The organism is Geobacillus sp. 46C-IIa (genome assembly GCF_014679505.1).
Classification (GTDB): Bacteria; Bacillota; Bacilli; order Bacillales; family Anoxybacillaceae; genus Geobacillus.
Genome location: NZ_CP061474.1, coordinates 3,161,199 through 3,176,405 on the forward strand (window position 1 = coordinate 3,161,199; position 15,207 = coordinate 3,176,405).

Genomic DNA, 15,207 nt, shown 5'->3' on the forward strand with positions numbered 1-15,207 from the left:
GTTTTTTGTTTGCTGCCGCTCTAACCGCTCTGTCACCGCTGTCCGCGTCCTTACTCGCCGCTTTCTTGCTCCGCCGCTAATTGCGCCTTTCGGTAGCCAACTTTTGCAACCCAAATGCTCCCTTCATATAAAAGCGTGAGCGGAATCATGACGATCACCTGCGAGAGCATATCGGGCGGTGTAATGAACGCCGCCAAAATCAGCAGCGCCAAATACGCATATTTGCGGATGCGCACGAGAAACTGCGGCGTAATGATCCCTAAGCGGGTGAAAAACAGGACAACGATCGGCAACTGAAACACGATGCCAAACGGCAGCACAAGCTGAAGCAAAAACTGAAAATATTCGTTAATGCCGATCATTTGTTGGATGCCAAGCCGATCGGCGAGCTCATTCATAAACCGGACGACGAACGGAAACAAGACAAAGTAGGCAAAGCCTACACCCGCTAAAAAAAGGAAAACCGATGCCGGAATGTAGCTGAGCGTCACCCTCCGCTCTTTTTCATACAACCCCGGGCTGACAAACGCCCAAATTTGGTACAGCAATACCGGAGCAGACAGCACAGCGGCAATCACGAAGGCAAACTGAAAATATACTTTAATCGGATCAGTGAGGCGGAAGGCGTTCATTGTCAACTCTTTTGCCTCAGCGGTTTGTTGTAAATACACAATGACATCATCGACAAAAAAGAAACTGGCGACGAGCGCCGCGGCAAAAAAGAAGAGCACAATGATCAGCCGCTTCCGCAGTTCGCCAAGATGTTCATACACCGACATTTCTTTGTCGTTCATCATTTCCCCATCCTGCCTTGTCATCGGTCAGTTTTGTTTTCCTCATCATCGGCCAGCCCTTTCGTCGCGTCCTTAAACTCGCGCAACGACTGGCCGAACGACCGCCCTAACTCCGGCAATTTTTTCGTGCCAAACAGCAGCAAAATCACAAGGACAATCAAAATGTATTTCACGCTCTATTCTCTCCTTTATGATGACGATGGATAGTTTTTCAAAAAATAGACAAGCGACTGCAATTCAATGGCCAAATCGATATGATGAACGCGGATATGGTTCGGCACGTTCAGCCGCGCCGGGGTGAAGTTTAAGATGCCTTTAATCCCCCGAGCGACAAGGCGGTCGGTCAGCGCTTGAGCGGCGGCGGCCGGCACGGTTAAAATGGCGACCGGAATATCGCCGCGAAGCCGCTCCTCGAGTTCATCGAGATGATAAACCGGCACCCCGCCGACCGTCGTCCCCACTTTCCGCTCATCCACATCAAACGCCATCACGATTTTTGTATTGTTGTTTTTTGAAAAATTATAGTTTAAAAAGGCGGTTCCTAAATTCCCCACACCGAACAAAGCGACTTCCGTCACTTCATCCTCTTCAAGCGTCTGGCGGAAAAACGACAACAAATAATTGACATTATACCCGTACCCTTTTTTGCCGAGCGCGCCAAAATACGAGAAATCGCGGCGGATCGTCGCCGGGTCGACTTTGACCGCCTCGCTCAGTTCGGCTGAGGATACACGCTGTTTTCCCGACGCATGTAAGTTCTTTAAAAACCGGTAGTACAGCGGCAGCCGTTTCGCGGTTGCCTGCGGAATTTTCGGTTGGTCGTTGCTCATAGTTTCATCCCCCAGCTAATCGGTTTTCCGTCGATAATGGCTGGACTTCCCGCCCGTTTTCTCGACCAAATACGTCGGACCGATGATCATCCCTTTATCGAGTGCTTTGCACATGTCATACACCGTCAACGCGCATACCGAGGCGGCCGTCAGCGCTTCCATTTCCACCCCTGTGCTCCCTTTCGTTTTCACTGTTGCGGTGATGACAAGTTTATATACATCCGCTTCGTTTTCCCAAGAAAATGCGATATCAACGCTTTTTAACATGAGCGGGTGGCACATCGGAATCAGATCAGCCGTTTTTTTTGCCGCCATCACCCCGGCCACTTGGGCTACAGCCAACACGTCCCCTTTCCCGATGGCGTGGTTCGTCATTTTTTCATAAATCTCTTCACTGACGGTGACACTCGTTTTCGCCACTGCCACTCGTACCGTATCTTCCTTGTTCGTAATATCGACCATTTTCGCGCGTCCTTGTTCATTGAAATGAGTAAACGACGACAAGATAATCTCCTCCACTTATACACTATACACGATTTTTCATCATCTGTCTTTGACCGTTTTGGCGACATACGTTAAACTATTCCGAGAGGTGAAACGACATGATCATTTTGCAAGTGCACCAACTCACGAAATATTTTGGCGCTGACCTTATTTTATCGAATATAAAACTAGAAATACAGTCCCGCGACCGAGTTGCCCTCGTCGGCCGCAACGGCGCAGGAAAATCGACATTGTTAAAAATCATCGCCGGAGAACTTTCTTACGACAGCGGCGAAATCATCAAACCGAGCCATATCAAAATGGGCTATTTGGCGCAAAACAGCGGGCTTGACTCATCACGCTCCATTTGGGACGAGATGCTTGAGGTGTTTGCACCGCTTCGCGCTATCGAAAAGCAGCTGTCCGAACTCGGCTCCCAGCTTGGCGACCCGGATGTGCTCGCTGACCCCGCCCGCTACGAAAAAACGCTCAAAGCATATGACGAACTGCAAGAACAGTATAAAGAACAGGGCGGCTATCAATACGAAGCCGACATCCGTTCCGTCTTGCACGGGCTGCAGTTTTCTTCGTACGATTATAAAACAACGCCCGTCTCTTCGTTAAGCGGCGGGCAGCGGACACGTCTTGCTCTCGGAAAACTTCTATTGTCCAAGCCGGATTTGTTGATTTTGGACGAGCCGACCAACCATTTGGACCTTGAAACGCTCTCTTGGCTGGAGCAATATTTGCAGGCATATCCCGGCGCTGTCTTGCTCGTTTCCCATGATCGCTATTTTTTGGATAAGGTTGTCACCGAAGTATACGAGCTGTCCAACACGAAGCTTAAACGGTATACCGGCAACTACAGCCGTTATTTGGAGCAGCGGGCCGAGCAGTATGAACAAGAGTTAAAGCGATATGAGAAACAGCAGGAAGAAATCGCCCGGCTGCAAGACTTTATCCAGCGCAACATCGCCCGCGCCTCGACGACCAAACGGGCGCAAAGCCGCCGAAAACAACTCGAAAAAATGGAGCGGCTCGAACGACCCGTTGGCGATGAAAAATCAGCTTCCTTTTCCTTTACCATTGAACGGCCGAGCGGTCATGAAGTGCTCACCGCTGAAGAACTGGCCGTTGGCTACGGCGAAGGGGCACCCGTCATCCGTCAAATCAGTTTTCGCATCACGCGAGGAGAAAGCGTCGCCTTAGTCGGACCGAACGGCATCGGCAAATCAACATTGCTAAAGGCGGTCGCTCGGCGGCTTCCTGTCCAAGAGGGAAAGCTTCGCTACGGCTCAAACGTCCAAATCGGCTATTATGATCAAAATCAGGCCGATTTGTCATCAAATAAACGAGTGCTTGATGAACTGTGGGACGCCTACCCGGATAAAACCGAGAAGGAAATCCGCACTGTGCTCGGCAACTTCTTATTTTCCGGCGATGACGTCTTAAAACCGGTCTCGGCGTTAAGCGGCGGGGAAAAAGCGCGCCTGGCGCTCGCCAAACTGATGCTGCAAAAGGCGAATGTTCTTATTCTGGACGAGCCGACCAACCATTTGGATCTCGACAGCAAACAGGTGCTTGAGCAAGCGCTCATCGATTATCCGGGCACCATTTTGTTCGTCTCCCACGACCGCTATTTCATTAACCGGATTGCGACGAAGCTGTTTGAGCTATCAAGCGACGGCCTCACGGAATATTTAGGCGACTACGATTACTACATCACCAAAAAAGCAGAAATGTGCGAACTCGAGCGTCTCGACGCCCGCTTGGACAAAACGCCGAATGGCACTGAATCGGCCAAATCCGCTTATGAACAAGAAAAAGAAGAGAAAAAACGGCAGCGCCAACGCCAGCGACGCTTAGATGAAATCGAGGCTGAGATCGAAACGCTTGAGGCGCAAATTGCCGAAGTAGAAAAACAGTTATGCGATCCGTCCGTTTATGGCGATTATGAGACCGTGCAACGATTGTCGCAAGAAAATGAGCATCGAAAACAGCAAGTCGAAAAGTTATTGGCTGAATGGGAACAGCTTTACACTTCACTGTAACCGATCGCCCGCCCGTTATTTTGGCGGGCGATTTTAGTTAGTCACATTATCCACAAAACAATCCACAATTCCACCTATGAAATATAAGTTATTCACTAACTTTTCCACATTATCCACAAACGAAACTTTTCTTTTGTGCTAAAACCGTTGTGTATTGTTTTCCTTATATTTATGGTGTTTTCTTGCCTTTTCCACATTGTCCACAACTTGTGGATAAAAATATACACAGCTCCTTTTCACTTAACTCAGCCAAAGCTTGTCCCTGCAAACAAAAAAGGGGTTGCTCTCCTGCCGCAAGCAACCACCCTTCCTTCCCCTTTTGTTTCCTTTTTCAATTAAATGAGCGGCAAGCTCGGATTGGCGTTGAGGGCCAAATCAGATCGTTTGCCTTGCCAATACAACACCGTTCCTGCCGCAGCGATCATCGCTGCGTTGTCGGTGCATAACGACAACGGCGGAATGACGAGCTCTACATTCGGAAGCCCCTCCATGTTGTCTTGCAGCGCGGACCGCAGCCCGCGGTTGGCCGCCACCCCGCCGGCCAGCAGCACTTGCCGGACACGGTACTGTTTCGCCGCCTGCACCGTTTTGGTCACCAGCACATCGACGACGCTCTCTTGAAAGCTCGCAGCCATCTGTTTCGGGTCAATCTCCTCGCCGCGCTGTTTTGCGTTATGAAGCGTATTGAGCACCGCCGATTTTAAGCCGCTGAAGCTAAAATCATACGATCCTTCCTCAAGCCACGCCCGCGGCAAATCGATTACTGGTTCTCCTTCATGGGCTAACCGGTCGATATGCGGTCCCCCTGGGTAAGGGAGGCCCAAAGCCCGCGCTACCTTATCATACGCCTCACCGGCGGCATCATCGCGCGTTTCGCCAATCACCGTAAACTTTCCGTGTCCTTCCATGTAGATCAGCTCCGTATGCCCACCGGAAACGACAAGCGCTAATAGCGGAAACTTCATCTCAGCCACTAGCTGATTGGCGTAAATATGTCCAGCAATGTGATGCACTCCGACAAGCGGCAGTCCGTGGGCAAACGCCAACGCTTTCGCCGCATTCACACCGACAAGGAGCGCCCCGACAAGACCCGGCCCCGCCGTCACGGCCACGGCATCAAGGTCAGAAAACGATACCCCAGCTTGCCGCATCGCTTCCTCGATCACAAGCGTAATTTGCTCGACATGATGGCGCGAGGCGATCTCCGGCACGACGCCGCCAAACCGCCGATGGCTTTCCATTTGCGAGGCGACAACATTCGATACAATGTCTTTCCCATTTTTCACAACGGCCGCTGCCGTTTCATCGCAGCTCGTTTCAATGCCTAATACGTATACATCCTCATTCATATCAGCTTCACCCACATTACTAGCGCGTCTTCAAAATTATCAGGATAATACCGTTTGCGAATGCCGCCGTTGCGAAACCCGAGCTTGCGGTACAGCGATTGGGCAACATGGTTGGACACGCGTACCTCAAGCGTCATTGTCAACGCTCCATGCTGTTTGGCGATATCCATGAGACGACGCATGAGCGCTTCGCCAAGTTTTTGCCCGCGAAATTGGGGCAACACGGCTACGTTTGTCACATGCGCTTCGTCGATGACAAGCCACATTCCGCCATATCCGATAATCCGCCCGCGGTGTACCATAACGATATATTTGGCATAACGGTTGTACATCAGCTCGTTGTAGAACGACTCGCGGCTCCACGGCGCGGTGAACGATGCCTGTTCCACTTGTACGACCTCGTCAATGTCATGGATGGTCATTGGCCGAAATTGTACATCGATCCCCATCGTTTCCTTCCCCTTTTTGTTTCGCGAGCCATTTCGCTTCCGCTTCCGCAAGGCGGATATAATTTGGCACAAACGTATGAGCGTTCTCGCGTTCTTTTTCTTTTCCGAGCATCACCAGCTCGCTCGGGCGCGGCAACGCCAGCGATGGTGGGGCAACGTGAACCCGCTCGCCTAAATGGTTTCGAAACAATTCACTATATAACGGCGCATCCGCACCAACGAACAATACATCCTCTCCCCGCCCACTTAACTGCCGAGCCCACTCACTCGCCGCCACAATCCGGTCCGCCTCAAGGCAACGGAGCACGCCGCCCTCATACCGGTAAAGCCCGGTATAAATTTGTCCGCGCCGCGCGTCAAACAACGGAACAATCACCCCAGGAAAATAACGGCCATTAGCGGCGAGCACTTCGAGGCTTGAAACACCAGCAATCGGGATGCCTAGCGACCAAGCAAGCGTTTTCGCGATTGTTACCCCGATCCGCACCCCGGTATATGACCCCGGCCCTTTCGCGACAACGATCAAATCGAGCTCGCCCGGGGCAACCTTACACCGCCGAAGCAGCGATTCAATGGCCGGCATCGCTTGGGACGAGTGATCTTTTTTCACATTCGTGATCAGTTCTCCTTTGATGATATCCCCATCCGCTAAGGCGATGCCCAGCGGCATATTCGATGTATCAATCCCCAGTATTTTCATGACGCAAAAATCTCCTTACATAACTGTTCATAGCGATGTCCTAACGGTTCAAACACTAATTTTCGTTCATTGTCGCCATGATGAAGCAAATGGATCGTCAATCGCTCGTTCGGCAGCTGACCCGCAATCAAATGCGCCCACTCAACGACTGTAACGCCATCGCCGGCAAAATATTCGTCAAATCCGAGGTCTTCCCACTCGTCTTCAAGCCGATATACATCCATATGGTAAAGCGGGAGTCTCCCCTCGTATTGCTTCATAATCGTAAACGTCGGGCTGTTGACATTTTGCCGAATCCCTAGCCCCTCAGCAAGCCCTTTCGTGAACGTCGTCTTGCCTGCGCCCAGGTCTCCTTCCAAAGCGATGACCGTCCCCGGCTCGAGCCGTTCGGCAAGCCGGCGAGCGATCGCCCTCGTCTCTTCAGGAGAATGCACGATAAGTTCAAACTGCTCCATCGCGTTCCACCTTGTTCCATTTTATCATCTTCACTCTCGCTTTTGAAATTGTACCATAACAAAATATCCTGTTGCCACTTTCAACGCCAAAAACGATCATTCTCTGACAAGAACCAATGAACGCTCTCCTCCTTACGATCACACTTGGAAGCCAAGGCTTCCAAGTGGAAGACGACAAAAAGGACTGTCCTGATCAGGCAGTTTGCTTAGCCTGAAGGACAGTCCTCACATAATTAGAGTCATAATAAAGAAAAAAGGGAATTAGGCGTGTTGCTACTCCCTGGTGATTGCAATTGCCTAGCAGCGACCTACTCTTGCAGGGGCGCTGGCCCCAACTACCATCGGCGCTGGAGAGCTTAACTTCCGTGTTCGGGATGGGAACGGGTGTTTCCTCTCCGCTATCACCACTAGGCAAGCGATTTTGTTTTGACATTATTTATTATACTCCAAAAATAAATAATGTCAAGAAGGAAGTTCATTCCTTCAAAACTAGATAACCGTGCTGGGGAAGAAGCCGCGGCGCCTCCACTTTCTGTCTAGCTCCGGCCGCCATCGGCTCGCGACGCTTCGGTCCTGCTGCGGCGGCAACACATTGCATACGCTCCTATGGCACCACCCACGCAGAACCAAGCTTTGCTTGGTTCGAGCCTCCTCGCAGGCCCTCCAGCGCGTTTCGCCGATAGGCGGGCGGCCTCCGCTTTTCCTTTCTAGGTTAAGCCCTCGATCGATTAGTATCCGTCAGCTCCACGTGTCGCCACGCTTCCACCTCGGACCTATCGACCTCGTCATCTTCGAGGGATCTTACTCGCTTTTGGCGATGGGAAATCTCATCTTGAGGGGGGCTTCACGCTTAGATGCTTTCAGCGCTTATCCCGTCCGCACATAGCTACCCAGCGGTGCCCCTGGCGGGACAACTGGTACACCAGCGGTGCGTCCATCCCGGTCCTCTCGTACTAAGGACAGCTCCTCTCAAATTTCCTGCGCCCGCGACGGATAGGGACCGAACTGTCTCACGACGTTCTGAACCCAGCTCGCGTACCGCTTTAATGGGCGAACAGCCCAACCCTTGGGACCGACTACAGCCCCAGGATGCGATGAGCCGACATCGAGGTGCCAAACCTCCCCGTCGATGTGGACTCTTGGGGGAGATCAGCCTGTTATCCCCGGGGTAGCTTTTATCCGTTGAGCGATGGCCCTTCCATGCGGAACCACCGGATCACTAAGCCCGACTTTCGTCCCTGCTCGACCTGTCCGTCTCGCAGTCAAGCTCCCTTGTGCCTTTGCACTCTCCGAATGATTTCCAACCATTCTGAGGGAACCTTTGGGCGCCTCCGTTACCTTTTGGGAGGCGACCGCCCCAGTCAAACTGCCCACCTGACACTGTCTCCCACCCCGCTTAAGGGGTGCGGGTTAGAATTTCAATACCGCCAGGGTGGTATCCCACCGCCGCCTCCACCGAAGCTGGCGCTCCGGCTTCTCAGGCTCCCACCTATCCTGTACAAGCGATACCAAAATTCCATATCAGGCTGCAGTAAAGCTCCACGGGGTCTTTCCGTCCTGTCGCGGGTAACCTGCATCTTCACAGGTAGTATAATTTCACCGGGTCTCTCGTTGAGACAGTGCCCAAGTCGTTACACCTTTCGTGCGGGTCGGAACTTACCCGACAAGGAATTTCGCTACCTTAGGACCGTTATAGTTACGGCCGCCGTTTACTGGGGCTTCGGTTCGCACCTTCGCTTGCGCTAAGCGCTCCCCTTAACCTTCCAGCACCGGGCAGGTGTCAGCCCCTATACTTCGCCTTTCGGCTTCGCAGAGACCTGTGTTTTTGATAAACAGTCGCTTGGGCCTTTTCACTGCGGCTCTTCCAGGCTCATCACCCGAAAGAGCACCCCTTCTCCCGAAGTTACGGGGTCATTTTGCCGAGTTCCTTAACGAGAGTTCTCCCGCGCGCCTTAGGATTCTCTCCTCGCCTACCTGTGTCGGTTTGCGGTACGGGCACCTCTTCCCTCGCTAGAGGCTTTTCTTGGCAGTGTGGAATCAGGGACTTCCGGATCGAATCCGTCGCCATCACAGCTCAGCCTTTTAGCCAGCGGATTTGCCTGCTGGCCAGCCTCACTGCTTGGACAGGCTCTTCCAGCCGCCTGCTCACCCTATCCTCCTGCGTCCCCCCATCGCTCAAACGGGAAGGAGGTGGTACAGGAATCTCCACCTGTTGTCCATCACCTACGCCTTTCGGCCTCGGCTTAGGTCCCGACTAACCCTGAGCGGACGAACCTTCCTCAGGAACCCTTAGGCTTTCGGCGCAGAGGATTCTCACCTCTGTTTTCGCTACTCATACCGGCATTCTCACTTCTAAGCGCTCCACCAGTCCTTCCGGTCTGGCTTCCCTGCCCTTAGAACGCTCCCCTACCGATGACCAACGGTCATCCCGCAGCTTCGGCGGCACGTTTAGCCCCGGTACATTTTCGGCGCAGAGTCACTCGACCAGTGAGCTATTACGCACTCTTTAAATGGTGGCTGCTTCTAAGCCAACATCCTGGTTGTCTTCGCAACTCCACATCCTTTTCCACTGAACGTGCACTTAGGGGCCTTAGCTGGCGATCTGGGCTGTTTCCCTCTTGACCACGGATCTTATCACTCGCAGTCTGACTCCCAAGGATAAGTCATTGGCATTCGGAGTTTGACTGGGTTCGGTAACCCGATGAGGGCCCCTAGCCCAATCAGTGCTCTACCTCCAACACTCTTACCTTGAGGCTAGCCCTAAAGCTATTTCGGGGAGAACCAGCTATCTCCAAGTTCGATTGGCATTTCACCCCTACCCACACCTCATCCCCGCACTTTTCAACGTGCGTGGGTTCGGGCCTCCAGCCGGTGTTACCCGGCCTTCACCCTGGACATGGGTAGATCACCTGGTTTCGGGTCGACGACGACGTACTCATGCGCCCTGTTCAGACTCGCTTTCGCTGCGGCTCCGCCTGCTTGGCTTAACCTCGCACGCCATCGTCACTCGCCGGTTCATTCTACAAAAGGCACGCCATCACCCATAAACGGGCTCTGACTACTTGTAGGCACACGGTTTCAGGTTCTCTTTCACTCCCCTTCCGGGGTGCTTTTCACCTTTCCCTCACGGTACTGGTTCACTATCGGTCACTAGGGAGTATTTAGCCTTGGGAGATGGTCCTCCCTGCTTCCGACGGGATTTCCCGTGTCCCGCCGTACTCAGGAGCCGCTCGGGAGGGAACGAAGTTTCGACTACAGGGCTCTCACCTTCTCTGGCCGGCCGTTCCAGACCGGTTCGTCTACCCCGTTCCTTTCTCACTCCCATATGAGCGGTCCTACAACCCCAAGAGGCACGCCTCTTGGTTTGGGCTGTTCCCGTTTCGCTCGCCGCTACTCAGGGAATCGCGTTTGCTTTCTTCTCCTCCGGGTACTAAGATGTTTCAGTTCCCCGGGTGTGCCCTCCATGCCCTATGGATTCAGGCATGGATCCTGTCCCATTACGGACAGGGGGTTCCCCCATTCGGACATCTCCGGATCAACGCTTGCTTACAGCTCCCCGGAGCGTTTCGGCGTTTGCCCCGTCCTTCATCGGCTCCTAGTGCCAAGGCATCCACCGTGCGCCCTTTCTAGCTTAACCTAAAGCGTCTCGGCTTCTTCCTTTGTGTATCGGTTATCTAGTTTTCAAGGAACGATCTTTGTCGTTGAGAGAACATTACTCGTTCCCTCAAAACTGAACGAAACGAAAGCGCGATTTGTTCATGGTGGGCCGTTAGAGGCCTTCGCTTTTCGTACTGTCTAGCTCCGGCCGCCATCGGCTCGCGACGCTTCGGTCCTGCTGCGGCGGCGACAGCCTCCTCGCAGGCCCTCCAGCGCGTTTCGCCGATAGGCGGGCGGCCTTCGCTTTTCGTACTGTCTAGCTCCAGCGCCTGGCTCTCTTCTGCCAAATCACCTTCCCCCTCGGGGTGCAAGCACCCCTGCGGGTGAAGAACATTTGGCTTCGAGAGCCGATCGCGGCGCTTCCGCTTTTCGTCCTTAGAAAGGAGGTGATCCAGCCGCACCTTCCGGTACGGCTACCTTGTTACGACTTCACCCCAATCACTTGCCCCACCTTCGGCGGCTGGCTCCCGTCAGGGTTACCTCACCGACTTCGGGTGTTGCAAGCTCTCGTGGTGTGACGGGCGGTGTGTACAAGGCCCGGGAACGTATTCACCGCGGCATGCTGATCCGCGATTACTAGCGATTCCGGCTTCATGCAGGCGAGTTGCAGCCTGCAATCCGAACTGAGAGCGGCTTTTTGGGATTCGCTCCCCCTCGCGGGTTCGCAGCCCTTTGTACCGCCCATTGTAGCACGTGTGTAGCCCAGGTCATAAGGGGCATGATGATTTGACGTCATCCCCACCTTCCTCCGACTTTTAGCCGGCAGTCCCTCTAGAGTGCCCAACTGAATGCTGGCAACGAGAGGCAAGGGTTGCGCTCGTTGCGGGACTTAACCCAACATCTCACGACACGAGCTGACGACAACCATGCACCACCTGTCACCCTGTCCCCCCGAAGGGGGAACGCCCAATCTCTTGGGTTGTCAGGGGATGTCAAGACCTGGTAAGGTTCTTCGCGTTGCTTCGAATTAAACCACATGCTCCACCGCTTGTGCGGGCCCCCGTCAATTCCTTTGAGTTTCAGCCTTGCGGCCGTACTCCCCAGGCGGAGTGCTTATCGCGTTAGCTGCAGCACTAAAGGGTGTGACCCCTCTAACACTTAGCACTCATCGTTTACGGCGTGGACTACCAGGGTATCTAATCCTGTTTGCTCCCCACGCTTTCGCGCCTCAGCGTCAGTTGCAGGCCAGAGAGCCGCCTTCGCCACTGGTGTTCCTCCACATCTCTACGCATTTCACCGCTACACGTGGAATTCCGCTCTCCTCTCCTGCCCTCAAGTCCCCCAGTTTCCAATGACCCTCCACGGTTGAGCCGTGGGCTTTCACATCAGACTTAAGGAACCGCCTGCGCGCGCTTTACGCCCAATAATTCCGGACAACGCTCGCCCCCTACGTATTACCGCGGCTGCTGGCACGTAGTTAGCCGGGGCTTTCTCGTGAGGTACCGTCACCGCGCCGCCTTGTTCAAACGGCGCTCCTTCGTCCCTCACAACAGAGCTTTACGACCCGAAGGCCTTCTTCGCTCACGCGGCGTCGCTCCGTCAGACTTTCGTCCATTGCGGAAGATTCCCTACTGCTGCCTCCCGTAGGAGTCTGGGCCGTGTCTCAGTCCCAGTGTGGCCGGTCACCCTCTCAGGCCGGCTACGCATCGTCGCCTTGGTGAGCCGTTACCTCACCAACTAGCTAATGCGCCGCGGGCCCATCCGCAAGTGACAGCCAAGGCCGCCTTTCAACCAAAGACCATGCGGTCTTCGGTGTTATCCGGTATTAGCTCCGGTTTCCCGGAGTTATCCCGGTCTTGCGGGCAGGTTGCCCACGTGTTACTCACCCGTCCGCCGCTGACCAAACAAGAGCAAGCTCTCATTCGGTCCGCTCGACTTGCATGTATTAGGCACGCCGCCAGCGTTCGTCCTGAGCCAGGATCAAACTCTCCAAATAGAAAGTTGATTGGCTTGCGCTTCGTTTCGTTCAGTTTTCAAGGAACAAGATCGATAAAACTTGACAACTTCTCAGTTCAACTTCTTCATGGAGCGGGTGATGGGAATCGAACCCACGACATCAGCTTGGAAGGCTGAGGTTTTACCACTAAACTACACCCGCATATTATTCTGTTTAATATTCACTACGCACTTTCATGCCTCTTCCTCTGCTGGTCGCTTCGAGGAAGCCAAATGCGTCGAGGCAACTCGTGGCCTACTCGATGAAGTTAAGGCTCGTGGCTGAGGTTTTACCACTAAACTACACCCGCATATTATTTAAACTATCGGAATCGGGAAGACAGGATTTGAACCTGCGACCCCATGGTCCCAAACCATGTGCTCTACCAAGCTGAGCTACTTCCCGATCATGGCGCGCTCGAGAGGATTCGAACCCCTAACCTTCTGATCCGTAGTCAGATGCTCTATCCAATTGAGCTACGAGCGCAATATTTTTAAGAGCAACAGAATTTATTATAATAACTCAGCTCATCTTTGTCAATATTTTTTATCCTAATAAAATGCGGTCGAGAGGACTTGAACCTCCACGGGGTTGCCCCCACTAGGCCCTCAACCTAGCGCGTCTGCCATTCCGCCACGACCGCGTGTTGATCAGTGCGGGTGGAGGGACTTGAACCCCCACGCCGTGAGGCGCCAGATCCTAAGTCTGGTGCGTCTGCCAATTCCGCCACACCCGCGAATATGGTGAGCCATGGAGGACTCGAACCTCCGACCCTCTGATTAAAAGTCAGATGCTCTACCTGCTGAGCTAATGGCTCATGATGACCATAACACTCTAAGTACTGATGGGCTCTACCTGCCTCTTCCTCTGTCAGCTGTTTCAAGGAAGCTCGATGCATCGAGGCAACTCGCAGCCAACTCGAAGATGCATCGCTCGTTGCTGAGCTAATGGCTCATAATATGCCCTAAGCTAACAGCTTAGGGATATGTATGAAATAAGAATGGCTGGGCCAGCTGGATTCGAACCAGCGCATCACGGAGTCAAAGTCCGTTGCCTTACCGCTTGGCTATGGCCCAGCGATTGGTGTTATGGCGGTCCCGACGGGACTCGAACCCGCGATCTCCTGCGTGACAGGCAGGCATGTTAACCACTACACTACGGGACCGTGAATTCGCGGGAAATCCCCGCGCTGTAAGTGACCCGTACGGGATTCGAACCCGTGTTACCGCCGTGAAAGGGCGGTGTCTTAACCACTTGACCAACGGGCCACGCGTATATCGAAAGTGGCGGAGAAGGCGGGATTTGAACCCGCGCGCCGTAAAGACACGACCTAACGGTTTAGCAAACCGTCCCCTTCAGCCACTTGGGTACTTCTCCATAAAATGGCTCCGCAAGTAGGATTCGAACCTACGACCTACCGGTTAACAGCCGGTTGCTCTACCGCTGAGCTATTGCGGAATGTTGACGAGTAAACTGCACCCAAAACTTGCCCTGTCCCTTCCTCTACAGGCATATCCAAGGAAGTCTGGTGCGTCGGGACAACTCGAAGCATATTCGATGATGCGCATGCTCGTCACAACTGACATTGTTTATTATATTGAGCAACTTGTTGTTTGTCAATATGTTTTTTGTTGTTTGTTTCGCCGTTTGGCGACGGCTTTTATAATTTAGCATATGATTATTTTGACTGTCAACCTCTTTTTTGTAAAAGGTTCTGCTTTGTTTCATCGTCAGTTGAGGGACAGTTTGAGCCGGCCACGGCAACGGCCGCAGACGTAGCGGTCGGTGTTCATTCGTTTTTTACGCTTGTATGCTAAGCCGCACGATGTGCAGATGTATGTATGGACCGCTTTTGGGGTTTTTGTTTTTTGTTCAAGCGGCCGGCAATAGCGAGGCGCCCCTACTTTTTTCAACAGTTCGCGGAAGTCACGGTCGCGGTGGCGGTAGCCTTTCCCTTCAAGATGCAGATGGTAATGGCATAGTTCATGTTTGATGATGGCAATGAGTTCTTCTTCGCCAAATCGGTCATAATGTTTTTTGTTCAGTTCAATGTTGTGCGTTTCCAGCACGTAGCGCCCGCCGACAGTGCGAAGTCTTGGGTTGAAGGAGGCGGTGTGGCGAAACGGTTTGCCAAATGTGCTTATGGAAATTTGCTCAACGAGTGCTTGCAACTGTTTTTGATCCATGGCAGGCGCCCCCCTTTTATGTTTTTGGCACAGGACAATGTGCAGCTACATACATTATATACTACCTTTCCGTTGTCAGGGAGGTGACTGCTTTGCCTACGTGGCTAAAAAATCAGATGAGACGAGCCTATTATGAGAAAAATCGGGATCAAATTAAGCTGTTAAACCAATGTTGGTTTTTTTATCGGAGGAAACACTGTTCGTAGGAGGTTCATTCCTCTCACTGTCATGATCGTTAGAAGCGTCAATCCTCCAAGCAACCCAATGATACCGATGAACCTTTTTTCCTCCCCTGTACTTTTTACGATGCATGAACT

Annotated in this window: 11 protein-coding genes, 11 tRNA genes and 3 rRNA genes; 2 read left to right on the forward strand and 23 right to left on the reverse strand. The window is 52.9% G+C overall.

Features of this window, described 5'->3' with window-relative positions; all coding sequences use genetic code 11:
• Positions 1-50: 50 nt before the first annotated feature.
• The 4 genes from tatC to moaC are packed head-to-tail and all read right to left on the reverse strand — an operon-like array spanning position 51 to position 2,128.
• Positions 51-794, reverse strand: a complete 744-nt coding sequence (gene tatC / locus IC803_RS15795; protein WP_081211355.1) for a twin-arginine translocase subunit TatC — start codon at positions 792-794, stop codon at positions 51-53.
• A 20-nt stretch (positions 795-814) separates the two neighbouring features.
• The gene (tatA, locus tag IC803_RS15800) at positions 815-967 is read right to left on the reverse strand and encodes a twin-arginine translocase TatA/TatE family subunit (protein ID WP_063166912.1); all 153 of its coding nucleotides are present in this window, start codon (positions 965-967) and stop codon (positions 815-817) included.
• 15 nt (positions 968-982) lie between these two features.
• The gene (locus tag IC803_RS15805; protein WP_081211353.1) at positions 983-1,624 is read right to left on the reverse strand and encodes a redox-sensing transcriptional repressor Rex; all 642 of its coding nucleotides are present in this window, start codon (positions 1,622-1,624) and stop codon (positions 983-985) included.
• A 15-nt stretch (positions 1,625-1,639) separates the two neighbouring features.
• Positions 1,640-2,128 carry a cyclic pyranopterin monophosphate synthase MoaC gene (moaC, locus tag IC803_RS15810; protein ID WP_081211351.1) on the reverse strand — a complete coding sequence of 163 codons (489 nt, stop codon included), beginning with the start codon at positions 2,126-2,128 and terminating at the stop codon, positions 1,640-1,642.
• 98 nt (positions 2,129-2,226) lie between these two features.
• Here moaC and IC803_RS15815 point away from each other — a divergent pair, with 98 nt between their 5' ends.
• The gene (locus tag IC803_RS15815) at positions 2,227-4,158 is read left to right on the forward strand and encodes an ABC-F family ATP-binding cassette domain-containing protein (protein ID WP_081211349.1); all 1,932 of its coding nucleotides are present in this window, start codon (positions 2,227-2,229) and stop codon (positions 4,156-4,158) included.
• A 335-nt stretch (positions 4,159-4,493) separates the two neighbouring features.
• Here IC803_RS15815 and tsaD read toward each other — a convergent pair whose 3' ends face one another.
• The 19 genes from tsaD to IC803_RS15910 all read right to left on the reverse strand — a co-directional run bounded on the left by tsaD (position 4,494) and on the right by IC803_RS15910 (position 14,890).
• The gene (tsaD, locus tag IC803_RS15820) at positions 4,494-5,507 is read right to left on the reverse strand and encodes a tRNA (adenosine(37)-N6)-threonylcarbamoyltransferase complex transferase subunit TsaD (RefSeq protein WP_081211347.1); all 1,014 of its coding nucleotides are present in this window, start codon (positions 5,505-5,507) and stop codon (positions 4,494-4,496) included.
• The gene (gene rimI, locus IC803_RS15825; protein ID WP_081211345.1) at positions 5,504-5,956 is read right to left on the reverse strand and encodes a ribosomal protein S18-alanine N-acetyltransferase; all 453 of its coding nucleotides are present in this window, start codon (positions 5,954-5,956) and stop codon (positions 5,504-5,506) included. Before rimI ends, tsaD begins: the two co-directional genes overlap by 4 nt.
• Positions 5,916-6,656 (reverse strand): tRNA (adenosine(37)-N6)-threonylcarbamoyltransferase complex dimerization subunit type 1 TsaB, encoded by a 741-nt coding sequence (gene tsaB, locus IC803_RS15830; protein ID WP_081211343.1) that lies wholly within the window; start codon positions 6,654-6,656, stop codon positions 5,916-5,918. Before tsaB ends, rimI begins: the two co-directional genes overlap by 41 nt.
• Entirely contained in the window at positions 6,653-7,111 is a 459-nt protein-coding gene (gene tsaE / locus IC803_RS15835) for a tRNA (adenosine(37)-N6)-threonylcarbamoyltransferase complex ATPase subunit type 1 TsaE (RefSeq protein ID WP_081211341.1), read from the reverse strand. Before tsaE ends, tsaB begins: the two co-directional genes overlap by 4 nt.
• 295 nt (positions 7,112-7,406) lie before the next feature.
• A 5S ribosomal RNA gene (gene rrf / locus IC803_RS15840) occupies positions 7,407-7,523 on the reverse strand.
• Positions 7,524-7,819: 296 nt separating this feature from the next.
• Positions 7,820-10,748: ribosomal RNA gene (locus IC803_RS15845) — 23S ribosomal RNA — on the reverse strand.
• Positions 10,749-11,147: 399 nt separating this feature from the next.
• Positions 11,148-12,704 (reverse strand): 16S ribosomal RNA (locus IC803_RS15850).
• The 16S, 23S and 5S rRNA genes sit together here with 11 tRNA genes alongside, the layout of an rRNA operon.
• A gap of 88 nt (positions 12,705-12,792) precedes the next feature.
• Positions 12,793-12,866 (reverse strand) — tRNA-Gly (locus tag IC803_RS15855).
• A 169-nt stretch (positions 12,867-13,035) separates the two neighbouring features.
• Positions 13,036-13,109 (reverse strand) — tRNA-Pro (locus tag IC803_RS15860).
• A 4-nt stretch (positions 13,110-13,113) separates the two neighbouring features.
• Positions 13,114-13,190: transfer RNA gene (locus tag IC803_RS15865), tRNA-Arg, on the reverse strand.
• A gap of 74 nt (positions 13,191-13,264) precedes the next feature.
• A tRNA-Leu gene (locus IC803_RS15870) sits at positions 13,265-13,347 on the reverse strand.
• A gap of 11 nt (positions 13,348-13,358) precedes the next feature.
• Positions 13,359-13,440, reverse strand: a tRNA-Leu gene (locus IC803_RS15875).
• Between the two features lie 5 nt (positions 13,441-13,445).
• Positions 13,446-13,521, reverse strand: a tRNA-Lys gene (locus IC803_RS15880).
• A gap of 184 nt (positions 13,522-13,705) precedes the next feature.
• Positions 13,706-13,780 (reverse strand) — tRNA-Gln (locus IC803_RS15885).
• 13 nt (positions 13,781-13,793) lie between these two features.
• A tRNA-Asp gene (locus tag IC803_RS15890) sits at positions 13,794-13,869 on the reverse strand.
• Between the two features lie 31 nt (positions 13,870-13,900).
• A tRNA-Glu gene (locus IC803_RS15895) sits at positions 13,901-13,972 on the reverse strand.
• A gap of 16 nt (positions 13,973-13,988) precedes the next feature.
• A tRNA-Ser gene (locus tag IC803_RS15900) sits at positions 13,989-14,081 on the reverse strand.
• 6 nt (positions 14,082-14,087) lie between these two features.
• A tRNA-Asn gene (locus IC803_RS15905) sits at positions 14,088-14,162 on the reverse strand.
• A gap of 272 nt (positions 14,163-14,434) precedes the next feature.
• Positions 14,435-14,890, reverse strand: a complete 456-nt coding sequence (locus tag IC803_RS15910; RefSeq protein WP_081210575.1) for a SprT family protein — start codon at positions 14,888-14,890, stop codon at positions 14,435-14,437.
• 92 nt (positions 14,891-14,982) lie between these two features.
• Between IC803_RS15910 and cmpA the strand changes: the two genes are divergently transcribed.
• Entirely contained in the window at positions 14,983-15,096 is a 114-nt protein-coding gene (gene cmpA, locus IC803_RS15915) for a cortex morphogenetic protein CmpA (RefSeq protein WP_089135018.1), read from the forward strand.
• The last annotated feature ends 111 nt before the right edge of the window (positions 15,097-15,207 follow it).

Coding starts and splice junctions, on each gene's coding strand:
- tatC (WP_081211355.1), bottom strand. CDS start 794: ATGAACGACAAAGAAATGTCGGTGTATGAACATCTTGGCGAACTGCGG.
- IC803_RS15805 (WP_081211353.1), bottom strand. CDS start 1,624: ATGAGCAACGACCAACCGAAAATTCCGCAGGCAACCGCGAAACGGCTG.
- IC803_RS15815 (WP_081211349.1), top strand. CDS start 2,227: ATGATCATTTTGCAAGTGCACCAACTCACGAAATATTTTGGCGCTGAC.
- tsaD (WP_081211347.1), bottom strand. CDS start 5,507: ATGAATGAGGATGTATACGTATTAGGCATTGAAACGAGCTGCGATGAA.
- rimI (WP_081211345.1), bottom strand. CDS start 5,956: ATGGGGATCGATGTACAATTTCGGCCAATGACCATCCATGACATTGAC.
- tsaB (WP_081211343.1), bottom strand. CDS start 6,656: ATGAAAATACTGGGGATTGATACATCGAATATGCCGCTGGGCATCGCC.
- tsaE (WP_081211341.1), bottom strand. CDS start 7,111: ATGGAGCAGTTTGAACTTATCGTGCATTCTCCTGAAGAGACGAGGGCG.
- IC803_RS15910 (WP_081210575.1), bottom strand. CDS start 14,890: ATGGATCAAAAACAGTTGCAAGCACTCGTTGAGCAAATTTCCATAAGC.